The organism is Embleya hyalina, from assembly GCF_003967355.1.
Lineage (GTDB): Bacteria > Actinomycetota > Actinomycetes > Streptomycetales > Streptomycetaceae > Embleya > Embleya hyalina.
In genome coordinates this window covers 61533-82838 of the sequence record NZ_BIFH01000047.1, presented here as the reverse complement: position 1 = coordinate 82838, position 21306 = coordinate 61533, and the positions used below count along the sequence as shown (strand labels likewise).

10 protein-coding genes are annotated in these 21306 nt (G+C 75.7%); 8 read left to right on the top strand and 2 right to left on the bottom strand.

All coding sequences use genetic code 11. From position 1 onward, the window contains the following. A complete protein-coding gene (locus EMA17_RS44515; protein WP_281290616.1) occupies positions 1-888 on the bottom strand; it encodes a LysR family transcriptional regulator in 888 nt (295 codons plus the stop codon). 506 nt (positions 889-1394) lie between these two features. On the opposite strand from EMA17_RS44515, the gene EMA17_RS44510 reads away from it, so the two are divergent. Genes EMA17_RS44510 through EMA17_RS44480 form a run of 7 tightly spaced genes read left to right on the top strand, consistent with a single transcriptional unit; the run spans position 1395 to position 19037 of the window. Next, positions 1395-9428 carry a type I polyketide synthase gene (locus EMA17_RS44510; protein WP_246127293.1) on the top strand — a complete coding sequence of 2678 codons (8034 nt, stop codon included), beginning with the start codon at positions 1395-1397 and terminating at the stop codon, positions 9426-9428. After that, on the top strand, positions 9425-13954 hold the full coding sequence (locus EMA17_RS44505) for a type I polyketide synthase (RefSeq protein WP_126642924.1): 4530 nt from the start codon (positions 9425-9427) through the stop codon (positions 13952-13954). Before EMA17_RS44510 ends, EMA17_RS44505 begins: the two co-directional genes overlap by 4 nt. Beyond that, on the top strand, positions 13951-14265 hold the full coding sequence (locus EMA17_RS44500) for an acyl carrier protein (RefSeq protein WP_078975139.1): 315 nt from the start codon (positions 13951-13953) through the stop codon (positions 14263-14265). The genes EMA17_RS44505 and EMA17_RS44500 overlap by 4 nt, the downstream gene beginning before the upstream one ends. Next, positions 14262-15107, top strand: a complete 846-nt coding sequence (locus EMA17_RS44495) for an alpha/beta fold hydrolase (protein ID WP_126642923.1) — start codon at positions 14262-14264, stop codon at positions 15105-15107. The genes EMA17_RS44500 and EMA17_RS44495 overlap by 4 nt, the downstream gene beginning before the upstream one ends. Continuing rightward, positions 15104-16267, top strand: coding sequence for a glycosyltransferase (locus tag EMA17_RS44490; RefSeq protein WP_170222357.1), 1164 nt, complete (start codon positions 15104-15106; stop codon positions 16265-16267). The genes EMA17_RS44495 and EMA17_RS44490 overlap by 4 nt, the downstream gene beginning before the upstream one ends. After that, the gene (locus tag EMA17_RS44485; RefSeq protein WP_246127292.1) at positions 16261-18165 is read left to right on the top strand and encodes a class I SAM-dependent methyltransferase; all 1905 of its coding nucleotides are present in this window, start codon (positions 16261-16263) and stop codon (positions 18163-18165) included. Before EMA17_RS44490 ends, EMA17_RS44485 begins: the two co-directional genes overlap by 7 nt. Then, positions 18162-19037 (top strand): hypothetical protein, encoded by an 876-nt coding sequence (locus EMA17_RS44480; RefSeq protein WP_126642922.1) that lies wholly within the window; start codon positions 18162-18164, stop codon positions 19035-19037. Before EMA17_RS44485 ends, EMA17_RS44480 begins: the two co-directional genes overlap by 4 nt. A gap of 18 nt (positions 19038-19055) precedes the next feature. On the opposite strand, the gene EMA17_RS44475 is transcribed toward EMA17_RS44480, so the two are convergent. Continuing rightward, positions 19056-19940 carry a LysR family transcriptional regulator gene (locus EMA17_RS44475; protein ID WP_160161790.1) on the bottom strand — a complete coding sequence of 295 codons (885 nt, stop codon included), beginning with the start codon at positions 19938-19940 and terminating at the stop codon, positions 19056-19058. A gap of 560 nt (positions 19941-20500) precedes the next feature. Between EMA17_RS44475 and EMA17_RS44470 the strand changes: the two genes are divergently transcribed. Then, positions 20501-21244, top strand: coding sequence for an SDR family NAD(P)-dependent oxidoreductase (locus EMA17_RS44470; RefSeq protein WP_126642920.1), 744 nt, complete (start codon positions 20501-20503; stop codon positions 21242-21244). Positions 21245-21306: the final 62 nt, after the last annotated feature.

Sequence of the window (21306 nt, the reverse complement as noted above, 5' to 3'; positions counted from 1 at the left end):
TCAGTCCGCGTGCGGTTCGCCGACCCCGCCGCGGCGGGCCAGGTCGACGAACAGCCGGGCCGAGCGCTCCCGACAGTCCTCGCGGCAGACCAGCATGATGCCGCGCCACAGCGGCGGGTCGAGCGAGCGGATCGAGGCCGAGTCGCCGAAGACGTCCTCGGCCACGTCGCGGTACCAGAGCAGCGAGCCCTCGCCGTTGAGGACTCCCGCGACCCAGTTGACCCGGTCGTTGTGCTCGCTGCGGGCGAGCGGACGCACGCCCATCTCGGCGAACATCGCCTCGAACTGCGAGCGCCGCTCGCTGCCGCGCCCGGGCAGCACCATCGGCAGGCCGTGCAGCGCGCTCCACGGCACCGGTTCGGGCAGCCGGGTGTCCGGCGGCGACACCAGCACCACCTCGGTCTCGGCGAGCCGGTGGCTGCGCAGGTCGCCGGGTCCGGGGGTGTCGGCCACCCCGATCGCTGCGGTACCCGCGCGGACCGCCGCGAGCACCGCCTCGCGCCCGTCGTGCCGGGTCACCTCGATCGGTGCCTCGGGATGCTCGGCGGCGAACGCCGCGACCAGGCGGGCGACATGGCCGATCGCGAGGGTGGACGTGGTGGCCACGGTCAGGGTCGGCTCGGACACCGTGCCGACCGGTCGGCCGATGTCCTCGATCGCGGTGACCGTGTCGAGCACCGTGCGGGCGAGCCGGACCACCCTGGAGCCCTCGGCGGTCAGTCCCACCGTCCGCCCCTCGCGCACGAACAGCTCGGCGCCCAGCTCGTGTTCGAGCGCCTTCAGGGCTCGGGACAGCGCGGACTGGGCGACGTAGAGGGCTTCCGCGGCCGCGGTCATGGTGCCGAAGTTCGCGACGGCGACGAGGTAGCGCAGCTGCTGGAGGGTCACGCGCCGCACCATAACGGTCACGCCGCCCGTACCGGCAGGGGTTCGAAACGGGCAATTCGCGTACGTCGCGGGGCCGTCGGGATGCCCGCACCCGATCGGTAGGGCATGGGTGCATGCCGTACGGGCAAGAGTCGTCGCCGTCGCGGAACCGGGATCGTGGACGGTCCGGCGGGCCGGGGCGCCGGGTGTCGCCCGGGTGTGGCGGGGTTCGACGGGCGCTGGTGCGGGTGTTCGCGAGCGGAGGGCCGACGGCCGGTTCGTCGTTGACTCCTCGATGTCCGAAACCGACGATACGGCGCGGTGGTTCGACCGCGGCCGCCTTTTCGACTCCGCACCGCTTTCCACGGTTGCCCGGTCCTTCCGCCACGACATGCGTGTTTCCACCGCCGCGGACGCCCCGACCCGGGCGTCGCCGGGGCGATTCGCCATGCCCGCCCGCACGTTCGCGCCCCTGCCGCCCGCACGGACCGGCTCCTCGCAGGTTTCCCGGATGGAGGCACTTGCCCATGACGTCGACGTCCCCGCGTCGCGATCAGGTTCTCGCGGTGAGCCCCCTGGGGCGCCCCGACGCCCGACTCGTGATCGCCGCACACCGGGCCGGCGCGCTCGCGGTGCTCGACCTCGGCCGGGAGCGCGGGCCGGCGCTGACGGAGTCGGCCCGCGCGTCCGTGCTCGCGAGCTTCGGCGTGCGGGTGCCGGTGGGTTGTCCGCTCGGGCCGCGGGAGTTGCCCGATCGGGTGGACGTGGTGCTGCTCGCGCCCGACGCACCGTGGTCGATCGCCGACGTCGGCCCCGGACGGCGGGTCCTGGTCGAGGTCACGAGCGCCGAACAGGCGCACGCGGCGGTGGCCGGCGGCGCGGCGGGGGTGATCGCGCGGGGCGCCGAGAGCGGCGGCCGATGCGGCGAGTTGACCACGTTCGTCCTGCTGCAGCAGTTGCTCGCGGACGCCCGGGTGACGGTGCCGGTCTGGGCGGCCGGCGGGATCGGGCCGCACACCGCCGCCGCGGCGGTCGCGGGCGGCGCCGCCGGGGTGCTGCTCGACACCCAGTTGGCCCTGGTGGCGGAGAGCACGCTGCCGGCCGATGTGGCGGCGGCGGTACGGGCGATGGACGGCAGCGAGACGGTCGTGATCCGGGGGCATCGGGTCTATCGCCGGCCGGATCTGCCGATCGACCGCCTGGCCGCGGCGGCGGCCGGCGATCTCGGCCTCGCGTTGGGCGCGGGCGGACTGCGCCGCGAGTTGTTGCCGATCGGTCAGGACGGCGGGTCGGCCGCCCGGCTCGCGGATCGGCACGGCACCGCCGGTCGGGTGGTGTGCGCGGTGCGCGAGGCGATCGTGGACCACGTGGCCTCGGCCGCCCGGCACGGTGCGCGGCTGCGGCCGGTGCAGGGGCCGATGACGCGGGTCAGCGACCGGGCCGCCTTCGCCCACGAGGTGGCCCGGGCGGGCGGATTGCCCTTCCTGGCGCTGTCCCTGTCGCGTGGGCCCGAGGTACGCGCGCTGCTCGCGGAGACCGCCGCGCTGCTCGGCGAACTGCCGTGGGGGGCGGGCCTGCTCGGCTTCGCGCCGCCGGAGTTGCGCGAGGAGCAGGTGGCCGCGGTGCTCGCCGCCCGCCCGCCGTACGCGCTGATCGCGGGTGGTCGGCCGGATCGGGCCGCGCCGTTGGAGGCCGCCGGGATCCGCACCTACCTGCACGCGCCCTCCCCCGGGCTGCTGAGCCAGTTCCTGCGCGAGGGCGCCCGGCGATTCGTCTTCGAGGGCACCGAGTGCGGCGGGCACGTCGGGCCGCGCGCCAGTTTCCCGCTATGGGAGGCGCAGGTGGACACGCTGCTCGCGTTCGCCGAACGGCACGGCGGCGCGGCCGGGTTGGACCTGCTGTTCGCGGGCGGGATCCACGACGCGCGCTCGGCGGCGATGGTGGCCGCCGCGACGGCGCCGCTGGTCGAGCGCGGGGCCTCGGTCGGCGTGCTGATGGGCACCGCGTACCTGTTCACCCGCGAGGCGGTGGCGGGCGGGGCGATCGTGCCCGGGTTCCAGGCCGCGGCGGTCGAGTGCGCGGAGACCGCGCTGGTCCAGACCGCGCCCGGGCATGCCACCCGCTGTGCCAGCACGCCGTTCGTGGCCGCGTTCGAGGCCCGTCGGCGCGATCTGGAGTCGCGCGGGGTGCCGGCCCGCGAGGTGTGGGCCGAGTTGGAGCGGCTGAACCTGGGCCGGTTGCGGATCGCCGGCAAGGGGCTGCGCCGGGAGGCGGACAAGCTGGTCGCGGTGGACGCGGACGCGCAGCGCCGGGAGGGCATGTTCATGCTGGGCCAGGCCGCGGTGTTGCGGTCCGCGCCGACCGACGTGGCCGCGCTGCACCGGGAGGTCACCGCCGGGTCGGCCGCGTGGCTGGCCCGCCGGGTGCGCGAGGTGGGCGGGGTGGACCGACCGGCCCCGCCCCGACCGCAGGACGTGGCGATCGTGGGCATGGCCTGCGTGCTTCCCGGCGCGCCGGACCTGGCGAGCTACTGGCGCAACATCCTGGCCGGCGTGGACGCGGTGACCGAGGTACCGCGCGAACGCTGGGACACGGAGCGGTACTTCGCGCCGAGCACCGAACCGGGCGCGACCGCGCGCGGCTCGGTCCGCGGTGCGGCGCCGGGGGCGGTCCCGGTCGGGCGGACCCCGTCCAAGTGGGGCGGGTTCGTGCCCGCGATCGGCTTCGACGCGACCGGCTACGGCATCCCGCCCGCCTCGCTCGCCGCGATCGAACCGGCCCAACTGCTCGCGCTGCACGTGGCGTCGGGGGCGCTGGCCGATGCCGGCTACGGGCCCGGGCGGGCCTTCGCCCGGGAGCGGACCTCGGTGATCTTCGGCGCCGAGGCGGGCACCGACCTGGCCGGCGCCTACGGCTTCCGGGCGTTGTTCCCGGGGTACTTCGGCGCGTTGCCGGCCGATCTGGACCGGCAACTGCCCGTCCCCACCGAGGACTCCTTTCCCGGTGTACTGGCCAACGTGATCGCCGGCCGGATCGCCAACCGGCTCGATCTGGGCGGGGTCAACTTCACCGTGGACGCCGCGTGCGCCGCGTCCTTGGCCGCGCTCGACCTGGCCTGCAAGGAACTGAACACCGGGTCCAGCGATCTGGTGTTGTGCGGCGGGGTGGACACCCACAACGGGATCAACGACTACCTGATGTTCTCCTCGGTGCGCGCCCTGTCCCCGACCGGGCGGTGCGCGACGTTCGACGCGGACGCGGACGGGATCGCGCTGGGCGAGGGCGCGGTGTGCGTGCTGCTCAAGCGGCTCGCGGACGCGGAGCGGGACGGCGACCGGATCTACGCGGTGGTCAAGGGCGTCGGCGGGTCCAGCGACGGCCGTTCGCTCGGGTTGACCGCGCCACGCCCCGAGGGCCAGCGGCGTGCCCTGGAGCGCGCCTACCGGGCGGCCGGGGTCTCGCCGGCGCGGGTCGGACTGGTCGAGGCGCACGGCACCGGGACGGTGGTCGGCGACCGGGCCGAACTGGACACCCTCACCGAGGTGTTCACCGCACACGGCGCCGCCCCCGGCGCCTGCGCGGTGGGCTCGGTGAAGTCGCAGATCGGCCACACGAAGTGTGCGGCGGGCCTGGCCGGGTTGGCCAAGGCGGCGCTCGCGGTGCACTTCGGGGTGCACCCGCCGACCCTGCACCTGCGCCGACCCCCGGACGCGGGCCCGTTCGTGTTCGACAACCGGGCCCGCCCGTGGACCGCGCCGGTGGGCGAACGCATCGCGGGCGTGAGCGCGTTCGGCTTCGGCGGCACCAACTTCCACGCGGTGCTGGCCGGTTCGGAGCCGGTCGGCGCGGGTGGGCCGGGTGGTGCGGACGCGGCGTGGCCGGTCGAGCTGTTCTGCTTTCGCGGCGCGGACCGGGCGGCGGCACACGCGGCGCTCGATCGCCTCGCGGCGCGGCTGGACGCGGACGAGGAGCTGCCGCTGCGGGGCCTGGCGGCGCTCGCCGACGAAGCGGTCGAGCCCGGGCCCGATGCCGGACCGGCTGCCGACATCCCGGTGTGGATCGCCTTCGTCGCGACCGATCACGCGGATCTGCGGCTAAAGCTGACCCTGGCCCGTGCCGGGGCGATCGACGACGCGGGCGAGATCTTCCACCGAAAGGAGGCGGGGACCGAGGCGGGCACCGGGGCGGGGACCGAGGCGCTCGCCGACGCGACCACCGAAGTGGCTGCCGAGGCGGAGACCGAGCCGGATCGGGGCGCGCGCGTATGGCCGGGTGCCGGATCGGGTGCCGGCGCAGGTGCCGGAGGCGGTCCCGGGGCGGGCACCCCACCCGGTGCCGAAACCGATGCCGGAGCGGGAGCCGAAGGCGGTCCCGGGGCGGATGCCCCACCCCGTGCCGAAACCGGTGCCGGGGCCGGGGCCGATGCCGGAGCGGGAGCCGGATGCGGTCCCGGGGCGGGTGCCGCACCCGGTGCCGAAACCGGTATCGGAGCAGGTGCCGGAGGCGGTCCCGGGGCCGATGCCTCACCCCGTGCCGAAACCGGGGCCGGAGCCGGGGCCGGAGCGGGAGCGGGAGCCGGAGGCGGTCCCGGGGCGGGTACCCCACCCCGTGCCGAAACCGGTGCCAGGGCGGGAGTCGGAGGCGGTCCCGGGGCGGGTACCCCATCCGGTGCCGGGGCCGGTGCCGGGGCGGGAGCCGGAGGCGGTCCCGGGGCGGGTACCGCACCCGGTGCCGGGGCCGGTGTCGGAGCAGGTGCCGGAGGCGGTCCCGGGGCCGATGCCTCACCCCGTGCCGAAACCGGGGCCGGGGCCGGAGCCGGAGGCGGTCCCGGGGCGGGTACCGCACCCGGTGCCGAAACCGGGGCCGGGGCCGGAGGCGGCCCAGGGGCGGATGCCCCACCCCGTGCCGAAACCGGGGCCGAGGCCGGAGGCGGTCCCGGAGCGGATGCCCCACCCCGTGCCGAAACCGGGGCCGAGGCCGGAGGCGGTCCCGGGGCGGATGCCCCACCCCGTGCCGAAACCGGTGCCGGGGCCGGAGCGGGAGCCGGAGGCGGTCCCGGGGCGGGTACCCCACCCTGTGCCGAAGCCGGTGTCGGGGCCGGTGCCCCGTCGGGTCCCGGAGACCGTGTCCGATCCCGTGCCGGGGGCGGCCGTGGGGCGGATGCCCGGGCGGCCGATGGGGTGGCCGAGGGCGGGGCGGCCGAGGGGGTGGCCGGGGGCGGGGTGGGCGGGCGGGTGGCCTTTCTCTATCCCGGTCAGGGGAGTCAGCGGCCCGGGATGCTCGCCGATCTGTTCGCCCGGTTTCCCGAACTGTGCGACGGGTTGCGGGACATCGATCCGGAGTGTGTGCGGGCCATGTTTCCGGCGGCGGCGTTCGACGCGGAGGGGCGAGCCGCGCAGGCGGCGCGACTCACCGACACCCGCCGCGCACAGCCCGCGCTCGGGGTGGCGGCGGTCGCGCTGACCCGGCTGCTCGACCGCTTCGGGGTGTGGCCGGACCAGGTCGCGGGGCACAGCTACGGCGAGGTGGCCGCGTTGTGGTCGGCGGGCGTACTGGCCACCGGGGACCTGGGCCGGCTCGGCGAGGTGCGCGCGGCGGCGGTGCTGGCCGCCGCCGGCGCGGAACCCGGCGCGATGGCCGCGGTCACGGCCGGCGCGGACCGGGTGGCCGAGGTGCTGGCCGGGATCGACGGTGTGGTGCTCGCCAACCGCAATACCCCGACCCAGACCGTGGTGTCCGGCCCGGAGGCGGCCCTGACCTCGGCGATCGCCGCGCTGGCCGAGGCGGGGTTGTCGGCCCGGCGGCTGCCGGTGGCGTGCGCGTTCCACAGCCCCGTGGTCGCGGCGGCGGCCGACACCCTCACGGTCGCCGTCGCGGACCTGGACGTACGTCCGCCCAGGATCCCGGTGTGGTCCAACGGCACCGCGGCGCGCTACCCGGACACGCCCGCCGACATCCGTGCGTTGATGGCCCGTCAGGTGGCCGAGCCGGTGCGGTTCGCCGAGCAGATCGAGGCGATGTACGCGGCGGGGGTGCGGATCTTCGTCGAGGCCGGGCCGGGTCGGGCGCTGACCGGCATGGTCGGGGCGATCCTCGGCGACCGGCCGCACACCGCGGTGGCCTGCGACGTCCCCGGCGAGGACGGCCTGCGCCGACTGCTCACCGCGCTCGCCGAACTCGCCGTCGCCGGCGTGCCGGTGCGGGTCGCGGGCGGCCTGGCCGGGCGGGTGCGCCCGGAGGACGTCGAGCCCGGCCCGCGACCGGCCTGGACGGTGGACGGCCATCTGGTGCGGACCGCCGACGGGCGACCGGTGCCGGGTGGGCTGCGCCCGGCGACCCCGATGGCCCCGCCGCCCAGCGGGCCGGTGGCCGAACCGGGTGTGCCGGAGCGCTCGGCGCGGGACGCGGTGCTGCTCGAATACCTGGCCGGCGCCCGGGCCGCGGTCGCCGCTCAGCGCGAGGTGCTGCTCGGCTACCTGGGCGTACCGGGCGGGGTTCCCGAGCCGCCGCCGATCGTGCTCGGGCCGGAGCCGACTCCCGTGCGGGTGGAGCCGGCTCCGGTTCGGGTGCGACCGGACGTGCCGGATGTTCCGGATGTTCCGGATGTTCCGGCCGGGCCGCTCACCCGCGCGCAGGTGCTGGACGTGGTCCTCGACATCGTGGGCACCCGGACCGGCTACCCGAAGGACATGCTCGATCCGGCCCTGGATCTGGAGGCGGACCTGTCCGTCGACTCGATCAAACGCACCGAGATCATCGGCGAACTGGCGCTGCGCCTGCGCCTCGCCGGCGGCGCGGGCGCGGGTGGGGTCGACGCCGAGCCGGTCGACCCGGAGGTGATCGAGCGACTGGCCGGGGTCAAGACGATCGACGCGATCGTGGCCGGGGTGCTGGCGACGGAGGCGGGATCCGCCGGGAACGAACGGGCGGTGCCGCAACGGCCGATCGAGCCGCGTGTCCCGGTGGTGGACGGGCCCGCCGCTCCCCTCGCCGGCCGGCCCACCCGGCATGTCGTCGAGTGTGTACCGGTCGAGGAGTCGCCCACCACGGCACCCGGGGACGCGGAAGCCCCGCTCCCCGGCGAGTCGTTGCGTGGCCGGCGGGTGGTGCTGGTCGAGGACGGGGGCGGGATCGCCTGGGCGTTGGCCGACGTACTCGCGGCGCACGGGGCGACGGTGGAGGCGCGGGCTCGGGATCGGGTCGAGGCGGGTGCGGATCCCGGCTGGGCGGAGGTGGACACGCTCGTACATCTGGGCGCGCTCGCCGACGGTCCCGACCCCGTGTTCCCGGACGCCTTCCCGCTGTTGCGCGACGCGCTGGTGGCCGGCGTACGGCAGGTGTTCCTGGTCACCGCCGGCGGCGGTCGGTTCGGCCGGGGTCCGGAGGCCCCCGGGCCGGATCCGGTGCCGGGGGCGGGGTTGGCCGGGTTCGCCCGGGCCGCCGCGCTGGAGTATCCCGATCGAGTGGTGCGGGTCCTGGACCTGGACGTCAAGACCGAGCCCGCCGGGCCGGCCCACCGGCTCCTGGTCGAGCTGGGTCGCACCCCCGGTCGGCCCGAGCCGGGCGCACCGGTGTCGGTCGGCCTGGCCGGCGAGCACCGGACGACCCTGCGTCCTCGGCCGGCGCCGCTCCCGGACCTGTCGCCCGCCGACCGGGACGCCCTGCTGCGCGAGCAGCTCGGCCCGACCTCGGTGGTGCTGCTCACCGGCGGCGCGCGGGGCATCACCGCCCGGGCGGCGGTCGGCCTGGCCCGGGCCACCGGGTGCCACATCGAGCTCCTCGGTCGCACCGGCCCGGGCGACGAGCCGGAGTCCGCCGCGCTCGCCGCCGCGCCGGACGCGTCCGCCCTGCGGGCCGCGTTGATCGCGGGCGGGATGCGCGAACCGGCCCGGATCGAGGCCGAGTCGGCCCGGATCCTGCACCGCCGCGAGGTGCGGGGCACGCTGGCCGAGGCGGCCGAGCACGCCGCCTCGGTACGGCTGCACGCGGTCGACGTCACCGACGCCGACGCGGTCCGCCGGGTCCTGACCGGCATCGCCGAGCGGCACGGTCGGCTGGACGGCATCGTGCACGGCGCGGGCGTGCTGGCCGATCGGCTGCTGGCGGACAAGAGCGCGGAGTCGTGTCGGCGGGTGTTCGCCACGAAGGTGGCCGGGGCCCGGGCCCTGGTCGCGGCGCTGCGCACACTGCGGCCGACCCTGGCGCCGCCGGCGTTCCTGGCCATGTTCGGCAGTGTGGCCGGGGTGTACGGCAATCGGGGCCAGAGTGACTACGCGGCGGCCAACGACGCCCTGGCCACCCTCGCGTGGCACTGGTCGGCCGGGTCCGACGACACCCTCGCGCCGGTGGCACGGCGGGTGGTGACCGTCGACTGGGGTCCGTGGGCGGCGACCGGCGGCGGCATGGTGACGGCGGAGCTGGCCCGCGAATACGCCCGCCGCGGTGTGCCGTTGATCGATCCGGAGCACGGTGTGCGGGCGCTGCTCGACGAATTGGCCGCCGGTCGGGAGCCGCAGGCCGTGTACGTCTGCCTGCCGGCCGACGGGTCGGTGGCCGGATGAGCGCGCGCGGCCCACGTCCGGACGATGCCGCGATCGTCGGGATCGGTGCGATCTTCCCGGGCGCGGCCGGGCCGGACGGGTTGTGGCGGCTGATCGAGTCGGGGGTGGACGCGATCACCGACGTGCCGCCGCATCGGTGGGATCCGGCGCTGCACTACGCGCCGGGCACGGCCGGCGAACCCGCCCGGAGCGACCGGTTCTACTGTCGGCGCGGCGGTTTCGTGGACGACCTGGCCACGTTCGATCCGGTGCGCTTCGGCATCATGCCCACCGTCGTCGCCGGTGCCGAACCGGACCAGTTGCTGGCACTGCGCGCCGCCGCCGAGGCGATCGCCGACGCGGGTGGCGAGGCCCGACTGCCGGACCGCTCCCGGGTCGGTGTGGTCTTCGGTCGTGGCGGCTACATGGGTGTGGCCACCGCCCGGCTCGACCAGCGGGTGCGCACGGCCCATCAACTGACCAGCCTGCTCGCCGAGTTGGCGCCGGAACTGGATCGGGCCCGGCTGGCCGCGATCCGGGAGGCGTTCCAGGCGTCGCTCGGCCCCGAGCAACCCGAGGCGTCGATCGGCCTGGTGCCCAGTTTCACCGCGTCCCGGATCGCCAACCGGCTCGACCTGGGCGGGCCCGCCTACACGCTGGACGCGGCCTGCGCGACCTCGCTGCTCGCCCTGGATCAGGCCGCCGCCGAGTTGCGGTCCGGGCGTTGCGACGCGGTGGTCGCGGGTGCCGCGCACCACTGCCACATCGCCACGCTGTGGAGCGTGTTCACCCAGTTGCGGGCGCTCAGCGCGAGCGAGCGCATCCGGCCGTTCGACCGGGCGGCGGACGGCACGCTGATCGCCGAGGGCACCGGCGCGGTGTTGCTCAAGCGCTTCGCCGACGCCGAACGCGACGGCGATCGGGTGTACGCGGTGGTCCGCGGTGTGGGCGTGTCGAGTGACGGCCGGGCCGCGAGTCTGCTGAGTCCGCTGGTGGGCGGACAGGTCCGGGCGTTGGAACAGGCGTGGCGGGCCGCCGGGTTGGATCCGACCGAACCCGGTCTGCTCGGTCTGGTCGAGGCGCACGGGACCGGCACGCCGGTCGGTGACGAGGCCGAACTGGCCACGTTGGGCAAGGTGTTCGGGCCGCGTGCCGGCGACCGGCCCGCCGATGTCGCGCTCGGCACGATCAAGTCCAACATCGGTCACACGATGCAGGCGTCGGGGATGGCCGGTCTGCTCAAGGCCGCGCTTGCGCTGCACCACCGCACGTTGCCGCCGACGCTGCACGTCGACGACCCGCATCCGGGCTTCGCCGGCACCCGGATGCGTCCGCAGGGCCGCGCCGAGGTGTGGCCGGTCAACCCGACGGGCGGGCGGCTGGCGGCGGTCGACGCGTTCGGTTTCGGCGGGGTGAACGCGCACGCGGTGCTGGAACAGCCGCCGGCGGGGCGGGCGGTGGCGCTGCCGGCCGGGGGCGGGCGGGCGGCGGGCGCGGACGAGCGGTCCGCTGTGCTCACCCTGGCCGCCGCTTCGGTGCCCGAATTGCTCCGCCTGCTCGCCGATCGGGCGGCGGGGCGGCCGGACCGGACCGGGTCGAACGGATCCGCCGGCCCCTGCCGGCTCGCGGTCGCCGATCCGACGCCGAAGCGGCTCGCGCTGGCCGCGCGGGCGGTGGAGCGCGGGGTGCCGTGGCGCGGCCGGGCCGAGATCTGGTTCACCCCGCGCCCGCTGCTCGGGCCGCACGCGGCCGATCCGGGGCGGGTCGCGTTCCTGTTCCCCGGTCTGGAGCCGGAGATATCGCCGCGCCTGGACAACCTGGCCGACGCGTACGGCCGGTCCCGGCCCGAGTGGACCGGCGCCGAGGACCTGGTCGGCCGGGCCGTGGACGCGCTGACGGCGGGCCGGTTCCTGGCCGCCGAGCTGGAGCGGGCGGGCCTGATTCCGGATCTGCTGGCCGGGCACAGCATGGGCGAGTGGACCGCGATGGTGGTCGCCGGAATGTATCCGCGCACCGCGGTGGACGGCTTCCTCGCCTCGCTGCGGCCCGACTCGCTGGACGTCCCGGACCTGGTCTACGCGGCGGTGGGCTGCGGGGTCGCGGTCGCCGCACGGCACGTGGGCACCGAGCCGGTGGTGGTCTCGCACGACAACTGCCCCAACCAGAGCGTGCTGTGCGGTCCGGCCGAGGCCGTCACCGAGGTGCTGGGGCGGCTGCGTCGCGAGGGCGTGTTGGGCGGCGAACTGCCGTTCCGTTCCGGCTTCCACACCCCGATGTGGGCGCCCTATCTCGGGCAGGTGGCGGACGCGTTCGAGCGACTGCCGCTGTGTGCCCCGCGCCTGCCGGTGTGGTCGGCGACCTCCATCGCGCCGTATCCGGTGGACGCCGCCTCGGTGCGCGAACTGACCGCGCGTCATCTCCTCGAACCGGTGCGGTTCCGGGAGCTGATCGAGGAGCTGTACGCGGGCGGTGTACGGGTGTTCGTCCAGCCCGGCGCGGGCAGCCTGGTCGGCTTCGTACACGACACCCTGCGCGGCCGTGACGCGCTGGCCGTGGCCGCCCACTCCACGCCGCGCCCGGGCCTGGCGGGCTTTCGCCGAGCGGTGGCGGCGTTGTGGGTGGAGGGCGCGGCGATCGATCCGCGGGAGCCGCCGCGAACGGGCCCGCACGCGGCCGAGCGAGGGTCCGAGTCCACCACCGACCCCGCCGCCACCCGCGCGCCCGCCGGGCCGATCGTGCGACTCGATCTCGGCTCCCCGGTGGTCGCGTTGGGCGCGGCGGCCGGTCCGTTGCGGTTGACCGCCACATCCCGCCCACCCTCCGCCGCCTCCGCGCATCCGGTGCTCGCGGCCTTCCACGCGACGCTCGCCGAGGCCGAGCGCACGGTGGCCGCGGTCGCCGCGGCGGCGGGTATGGCCGGCGAAGCCGAGTCGCCCGGGTCGCCCGCGCCCCCGTCCGGCGGCGGCACCGACACGCGTCGGGCGTACCGCTTCTCGTTGGTCGACCACCCCTACGTCCGCGACCACTGCGTCTACGAGCAGCCCGAGTGGTGGCCGGATCCGGCGGATCGGTTCCCGGTGCTGCCGATGACCACGCTGATCCGGCTGGCCGGTGCCGAGGCGCTGGGCGCGGCCGGGCCGGGTCGGGTGGTCGTCGGGTATCGGGACGTCCGCTCCCTGCGCTGGTTGCCGGTGGCCCCGCCGACCGACACCGAACTGGTCCGCACCACCGTGGCCCCGGACCGGATCCGGATCGCGTTCGGCCGGTACATGTCCGCCGAGGTGCTGCTCGCGGACGAGGCCGCCGCCCGTCCCGCGCCGATCCCCGACCGCACACCGCTGACCGGCGAGGGCCCCGCGCCGGTGCGTGCGCCGGATCTGTACGCGGACCGCTGGATGTTCCACGGCCCCGGATTCGCCGGCGTCGACCAGGTGTCCACCGTCGCCGACGACGGCATCCGGGGCATCCTGCGCGCGCTGCCCGCGCCCGGTGCGCTCCTCGACGCGGCCGGGCAACTCCTGGGCCACTGGATGCAGTTGCGGTTGCCCACGGACCGCCTGGTGTTCCCGATGTCGGTGGCGGCGATCGACGGGTACGGCCCGGAACCCGAGCCGGGCGCCCGGCTGCTGGCCACCGCCCGGATCCGGGAGATCGGGCCCACCACGGTGCGCGGCGACGTCGAGTTGGTCGACCCGGGCACCGGCAGGGTGCGGATCCGGGTGCGCGACTGGGTCTATCGCCGGTTCGCCGCCGACGAGCGGGTGTGGCCGATGAAGTTCACCCCCCACACCACCGGCATCGCCGAGCCGCAGCCGGAGGGCTGGTGCCTGCTGCGCACCCGCTGGCCCGACCCCGCCGCGCAGGATCTGGTGACCCGCCGCTACCTGGACACCGCCGAGCGGGTCGAGTTCGCCGCCCGGGCGCCCCGGGAGCGCCGGGGGTGGCTGCTCCGGCGGGTCGCGGCGAAGGACGCGGTCCGGCAACATCTGTGGGCGCACGGGCACGGCCCGCTGTACCCCGCCCAGGTCCGGATCGACACCGCCGACCCCGGCCGCGCGCTCGCGCACGTGGTCACCGGGCCCGACGCCCCCGCACCGGCCCCGCTGCACGTGTCCGTCGCCCACGACCACCGCCTGGGGGTGGCCGTCGCGGGCCCGGCGCCACTCGGCATCGCCGTCGCCCGTCTCGACCCGGAAGGCCCGCCCCCGGCACCCGTCGCATCGAGCGAGGACCCGCCGGCCTCGCTCGTGGGATCCGACCCGGAACCGCGCGGGCTGTGGGCACTGCGCTTTCGCTGTGCCCGGGAGGCGGCCGGCCGAGCGGTCGGCACCGCCCACCCACCGCACGTGGTGACCTCGGCCCGGCCCCTCGGTCCGCACGACGCCGAGCTGTGCGTCCGCCCCGCCGAGGCCGACGGCGCCGAACTCCTCGTCCACACCCGGGACATCACCGATGCCGACGGCACCCGGATCGACCACTACGTGGTCGCGTGGACGGGCGCCCGGCAACCAGGAATCCCCACCACCTCACATGGGAGCACCCGATGAGCGCGGACCCGCACGCGGACCGGATCCTGGCCGAGGTGGCCGGGATGCTCGCCGAGATCGTCGGCGAGGAACTGCTGATCGCCGCCGAGATCACCCCGGACAGCGGCTTCGACGACGATCTGGCCCTGGAGAGCATCGAGTTCGTCGCGCTGGCCGGCCGGCTCCAGGAGCGCTACGGCGACCGGGTCGACTTCATCGCCTTCCTCGCCGACCTGGAGATCGAGGAGATCATGGCGATGACCGTCGGTCGCCTGGTCGAGCACATCGCGGCCTGTACCCGCGCCGAGGCCGTCGGCGGTGCCGGTCGATGAGCGAGGTGCACGCGAACGGCCTGCGCTTTCACGTCCAGCGGTTGTCCCCGCCCGCCGACCGGCCCATACTGCGCACGCCCGTGGTCTTCCTGCACGGGCTGGTGCTGGACAACCTCTCCAGCTTCTACTACACGCTCGCCGCGCCGGTCGCCCGCGCGGGCGCCGAGGTCGTGCTCTACGACCAGCGCGGACACGGGCGCACCGAGCGGCCCCGCGACGGATACGACCCGGGCAGCTCGGTCGCCGATCTGGTCGCGCTGCTCGACGCGTGCGGCGTAGCCACTCCGGTGCACCTGGTCGGCAACAGCTTCGGCGGCCTGATCGCGCTGCGTGTCGCCCGGTCGAGGCCGGACCTGGTGGCGAGCCTGGTGCTGATCGAGGGCCAGTGCCTGGACGTCGCGGCCGACACCGAACCGTACGCGGGCGGCTGGGTCGAGGAGATGGCCAACACGCTCAACCTGGCCGCGCTCGGCCTGGCGGCGCATCCGGGTCCGGAGCGGCTGCCCGCGGGGCCCGCACGCAAGGCGGCCCGGCTGCGGGCCGGCGCCGACGCGCTCCTGAACGGCACCACCCTGATCGAGGACGTCACCCTGCCGTGCGCCCCGACCGAGGCCGAACTCGCCGAGGTGACCTGCCCGGTGCTCGCGCTGTACGGCGAGTTGTCCGAACTGGCGCCGTCCGCACGGCGATTGGCCGAAGTACTCCCGCAGTGCACGCTCACCGTGCTGCCCGGCGTCGCGCACACCGTGTTGCGCGAGGCCACCGCGCCGGTGTTGGCCGCGCTGCTCGACTGGTTGCCCCGGCACGAGCCGGTCGCGGTGCGGCCCGGGGCCGGCCGATGAGATTCATGTTCGTGGTGCCGCCGTTCGCCGGCCACGTCAACCCCACCGTCGCGGTCGCGGCGGCACTCACCGAGCGCGGGCACGAGGCGGTGTGGTGCGGACCGCCGGAGATCCTGGACCTGTTGCCGCTGGGCGCCCGGTTGTTCGCCACCGCCGACTCCCCCGGCGCCCCCGGCGGCTATGCCCGATTGCACGCGAGGTGGCAGCGGCTGCGCGGGGTGGGCGCGTTGCGCTTCCTGGTCGAGGAGACCCTGGTCCCGCTCGCGCACACCATGCTGCCCGGCGTCGCGGCGGCCGTGGCCGGCTACCGACCGGACGTGGTCGTGGCCGACCAGCAGACCTTCGCCGGCGCCTTCGCCGCCGTCAAAGCCGGTATCCCGTGGGCGACTTCGGCGACCACCTCGGCCGAGTTCACCCGGCCGCTGGTGGGTTTCCCGAAGATCGACGCGTGGGTGCGGACCCGGATCGCCGAGACGGCGGTGGCGGCGGGCGTACCCGGCGACTGCGATCCACGCTTCTCGCCCCGGCTGGTGCTGGTCTTCTCCACGCCGGAACTGGTCGGCCCGACCGATGCGATCCCGGCGCACCACCGCTATGTGGGCCCCGCGTTCGGCCGCCGACCGGCGACGGTGGACTTCCCGTGGGACCGGCTCGATCCGGATCGCCGGCACGTCCTGGTCTCGCTCGGCACCCTCAACCGCGATGCCGGCGACCGGTTCTATCCGGCCGTGGTGGCCGCCACCCGCCCGCTCGCCGACCGGGTGCAGCTGATCCTGGCCGCGCCGGAGCGACTGGCCGGGCCACCCGCCGAACATGTCCTGGTCCGCGAGTTCGTCCCGCAACCGGCCCTGCTCCCGCACCTGGACGCGGTGGTCACGCACGGCGGCCACAACACCGTGTGCGAGGCGCTGGCGTTCGGCCTGCCGCTGGTGCTGGCCCCGATCCGGGACGACCAGCCGATCGTGGCGCGCCAGGTGGTGGTGGCCGGCGCCGGGGTCCGGGTGCGTTTCGGGCGCGCGCACGTACCCGAATTGCGCGCGGCGGTCACCGACGTGCTGGATCGCCCCGAACTGCGCGCGGGCGCGGCCCGGATCCGTGCCTCGTTCGCCGCGGCCGGCGGCGCCGACGCCGCCGCCGAACGTCTGGAGGAGCTGTGCTGAATCCCCTGGACGGACCGTTTCCGTGGCTCGCCCTGCTGATCGGGCTCGGCCTGGCGGGCGGCACGCGCACGATGCGCCGGCGGCTGCGCGCACTGCCCACACTGCCCGTGTCGTCCACGTCGCCCGCCTCGCCCATCGCGTCGACGCGGGAGCGGCGGACCGACCCCTGGACCTGCGTATCCGCGACCGGTGTCCACCCGGACGAGGCCACCGTCCGCGCGGCGGTCGCCCACGCCGAGCGGCACGGGCTGCTGCTGCTCGATCTGGTTCCCGGCGATCTGCCCGGCGACGAACTGCTCACCCTGCTCGGCCGGTTGGACCCGGACCGGATCCACCGCGACCCGCTCGCCCGCGGCCGGGGCGCGGGGCACGCGCTGCTCGTGCACGAGGACGTGCTGCGCCGGGCCGCCGTCCCGGCCGCCGACCTGGCCGGCCCCGACGCCCCGGCCCTGATCGAACTCACCGCCCGGCTCAAGCCGTTCGCCGCGCTCGGCACCGGCCACGCGGTCGCGCCCGGGCTGTCCGCGACGCGCCCCGACCCCGCGCTGCGCAAACGTCGGCTGCGGGCGAACGGGGTGCCGGTGTGGCCGACCCTGATCGGCAACCTGGGTGAGGCCGCCGCGTACGCCGGCGCGTGCGTGACCAACCCGTTCTGGGGTGCGGTCGTCTTCCTGGCCATGTGGTCGCAGCCCTTCGCCGTGGTCGCCGGCCGCTCGCCGGTGCGCCCGCGCGATCTGGGCCGGGCCGGCGCGCTGCGTCCGTTCCTGGCCGTGCCGCGCTGGCTCCGCGCGGTCGCCGGGCCCCGCCCGACCGCCGCCACCGACCGGTCGGCGCCGGATCCGGCGGCGCTGCGACCGGCGTACGAACGCAGCGTCGCCGCCGGCCTCGCCGCCTTCTTCGAGGACCGGCGGGACACCTGCCCGTGGTGCGGCTCGGACCGGCTCGCGCTACACCGCCGCGTCCGTGACCACCTCCAGGGCAAGCCCGGCCGCTTCACCCTCGACCGCTGCCGGGACTGCGCACACGTCTTCCAGAACCCGCGCCTGTCGCTCGCCGGACTGGACTACTACTACCGCGACTTCTACGACGGCCTCGGCGGCGCGGGCGCCGAGGCGCTGTTCGGCACCATGTCGCGGACCTACCGCGCCCGGGCCGAACTGCTGCGCCGACACATGCCGGCGGACTCCGCCCCGCGCGCCTGGCTGGACGTGGGCACCGGCCACGGGCACATGTGCGTGGTCGGCCGCACCGTGCTCCCGGACACCGTCTTCGACGGCCTCGACATGGGCGACGGGGTCGCCGAGGCCGAACGGCGCGGCTGGATCCGGACCGGGTATCGCGGTCAATTCCCGGAACTGGCCGACGACTTGGCCGGCCGCTACGACGCGGTCGGCATGCACCACTACCTGGAGCACACCCGGGATCCGCTCGCCGAACTCGACGCCGCCGCCAAGGTCCTGGTGCCGGGCGGACGGCTGCTGATCGAACTGCCCGATCCGCAATGCCGGTACGGCCGGCTGCTGCGCGGCCTGTGGCTGCCGCTGTTCCAGCCCCAGCACCAGCACCTGATGCCCTGGCGCAACCTCGAAGCCGCGCTCCACGCCAGGGGGTTCACCGTGCTCGCCCGCGAACACGGCCGGGCGCACCAGGGCAACGACTTCACCGGCGCGGTCTCCCAGGCCCTCACCGCGCTCGGACCCGACCCGGCCATGCCGTGGGTCCCGGGTGGTCCGACCCCGCCGCGCCGGGCCCGCCGGGCCGTGCTGGTCACGTTGTCCGTGCCGTGCTTCGTGGTGTCCGTGCTGCTGGACGCCGTCGGCGCGCTGCTCGCCCGCGTGGCGGGCGAGCACGGCATGAGCAACGCGTACCGTCTCCTCGCCCGAAAGGATCCGGGATGACCCGCCCGCACGACGTCTCGCCGCCGGCGGCGGCGCTGCCCGCCGCCCGCGGTGCGGCGCCGGTGTTGCGCCTGGTGCCGTTCGCGTTCACGCGGGCCTTCGGCCGACCGCCGGCCGGGGTCTGGTCCGCGCCGTACGTGCTGCGCCGGTCCGGCTCGCGAGCCGGACCGGGCGCCGCCGCGGCGCTGTCCTGGCGGGTGGTGGTCGCCGCCGCGCCGCGCACCGACGGGAGGTTGCGGCTCGGCTCGATCGACCGGCCGGACGAGGGCGTCGAGGTGGACCCGAGGGGCGACGTCGGCCCGGTCCCGGAGTGGGCCCGCCCGGTGCTCGCGGGCACCACCGGCGCGGGCGGGCTCGATCTGCTGGTACACACCGACCTGCCGGAGTGCGCCGGGCTGTCCGCGGCCGTCCCGCTGGCCTGTACGGCGGCGCTGATCGAGGCGGCGTTCCACGACCCGGAGCCGGGCGACGCCCACCGGTCCCGGATCCGGCTCACCGATTCGCCGCTGGGCGCGGTGGCGTTGTTCGCCAGGCCCGGCCACGTGATGGTGTTCGGGTCCGACACCGGCGCGCCGAGCCACGTGCCGTTCGACCCGGACGGGCTCGGCCTGCGCTTCGTCCTGGCGGTGCCGCGGCGGGCGGGCGGGATGGGCGACGGGTCGATCGCCGGGCCCGTCCGCGACGCCCTGGCCGCCGGCGCGATCGAGGCCCGCCCGCTGCCGGGCGCGGGCGGGTCCACGATCGCGGTGGTGCCGGGCGCCGCGCTCGCGGCCGTCCGCCGGGCGCTGGTGCACACCCGCACCCGCGCCGGCGAACCGGCCCCGCGCGTCCTCAGCGCCGCACTCGGATCCCCCTGCACCCGGGTCGCGTAGGCCGATCCGGGCGGGGGCTCACACGTACTCGATCTCCTGCACCCCCTGACGCCGGGAGTAGTCGAGCAGCGTGCGCACCTCGCGGCTGATCGGACCGCGCCCGCGCACCATGCCGACCGTGCGGATCAGCCTCGGGCTCATCGATCGCACGGCCACACTCGACGCGAACGGCTGGGCCAGGTCGGCGTACCAGAGCACCGAGCCGTGCCCGGCCACCACGCACGGGATCCAGGCCCCCCGGTCGTCGGTCTCCATCGCCACCGTCGGCCGCACCCCGGCGGTGGCGAACAACATCTCGAAGTCGGCCCGCCGCGCGCTGCGCCGGGAGGGCAGGATCATCGGCAACTCCTCCAGGTCCGTCCAGGAGACCGGGTCCGGCAGCCGGGTGTGTTTCGGCGAGACCAGCACCACCTCGTAGGAGCGCAGCGGCAACACCTCGAAGCCGCCGGGCGCGGGCAGGTCCACCATCGCGATGTCGGTCGCCCCCGAGCGCAGCGACGCGAACAGCGCCTCCCGACTGTCCTGTCGGTCCACCACGATGTGCAACTCCGGGTACCGCTTGGCCAGTCCGGGCAGCAGACAGCTCGTGCACTCGATCGCGAGCGTGGCGGTGGCGGCGAGGTGCACCGTGCCGCTGTGCGTCGGCTCCTCGACGTGCACGAGGTCCTTGATCGCCTGCACTCCGCGCAGCACCTTGCGCGCGAGGTTGATCACCTGGATCCCGGCCGCCGTGGGCACGAGACCTCGGCCGACCCGGGCGAACAGGACCACGTTCAACTCGCGTTCGAGGCTCTGCAACGACCGGGAGAGCGCGGGCTGCACGATGAACAGTTCCTGCGCGGCGCCGGTCAGACTGCCGTGCTCGGCGACGGCGATGAGGTAGCGCAACTGTTGGAGGGTCACGGGGTATCGATGCCTCCGCCCGGGAGCAGGATTTCGACCCGCTCGTGTGCCCGGGTGCGAGATGGCGCTCGGAGTGCCGCACGGTGCCTGTCGACCATGGTGTTCCTCCAGGGTGAGACGTGGTTCCGGGGGGCGACTGGAACGGGGCGCGACATCGATCACGAAGCGACCGCGCGAGCCGGCCCGGCGCCCGAGGGGACTGCCTCGAACACCGCGCCGGCCCGCCCGGCGGTGCCGCGTTGCGCTGCGACCGGCACGGTTCGACCGGTGCGCGGTGAATGGATTGGGTAATCGGCTCGTTGCAATCCGTTCGCTACGACTGTGGATCAGAACAGGTTCATGGTCCAGCGAAACGCGACGTCGGCTTTGGCGAACGGGTGTACGGCCTCCCGGGTGATCTGCGCGGCGACATCCGGACCGCGCGCCGACGGAACGGGCCGCCCGAGCCTGCTGATTCCGCACGTGCCGTCCCCGGCCGTCCTGCGCGGCCGAGTTTCCGCGCCCCTCGGGCGGCGCAGGCTCCGACCGAAACGGGCGATCGAACCGATCGGAGGTATGCCATGTCGGCACTGAAGGGCAGGGCGGCGGTGGTCACGGGAGGCTCGCGCGGGATCGGGCGAGCGGTGGTGGAGCGGCTGGCCCGGGACGGCGCGGATGTGGTGTTCGGCTACGCCCGCGAGGAGACCGCCGCCGAGGCGGTGGTCGCGGCGGTCGAGGCGGCGGGCGGCCGGGCCCGGGCGGTACGGGTCGATCTGGGCGAGCCGGGCGCGGCCGAGAGCTTCATGGCGACGGCCGACGAGCACCTGGGCGGCCTCGACATCCTGGTCAACAACGCCGCGACGGGCACCGCCTCGATCCCGATCGCCGAGCTGACCGAACGGGATTTCGACCGTGTGCTGTCCGTCAACACCAAAGCCCCGTTCCTGACCATCCGCTACGCGGCCCGCCACATGCGAGACGGCGGCCGAATCATCAACGTCTCCACCCTCAACACCATCCGCCCGGCCCCCGGCATCGCGGCCTACGCGGCGAGCAAGGGCGCCCTGGAACAACTCACCAAGGTCGCCGCCCACGAACTCGGCCCACGAGGCATCACCGTCAACACGGTCGCCCCGGGCGCCACCGACACCGACCTCCTCAACGCGTCGAATCCCCCGGAGGTCCTGGCCGCCGTCCCCGCCCAAACCCCCCTACGCCGCCTCGGCCTCCCCACCGACATCGCCGACGTGATCGCCTTCCTGGCCGGCCCCGAAGCCCGCTGGCTGACCGCCCAAACCCTCCACACCAACGGCGGCCTCGGCTGACTCCCACCGGATGCCGACCGCACGGGGCTGGCGCCGCACGAGCTCACTCGTCGGCTTTCGCA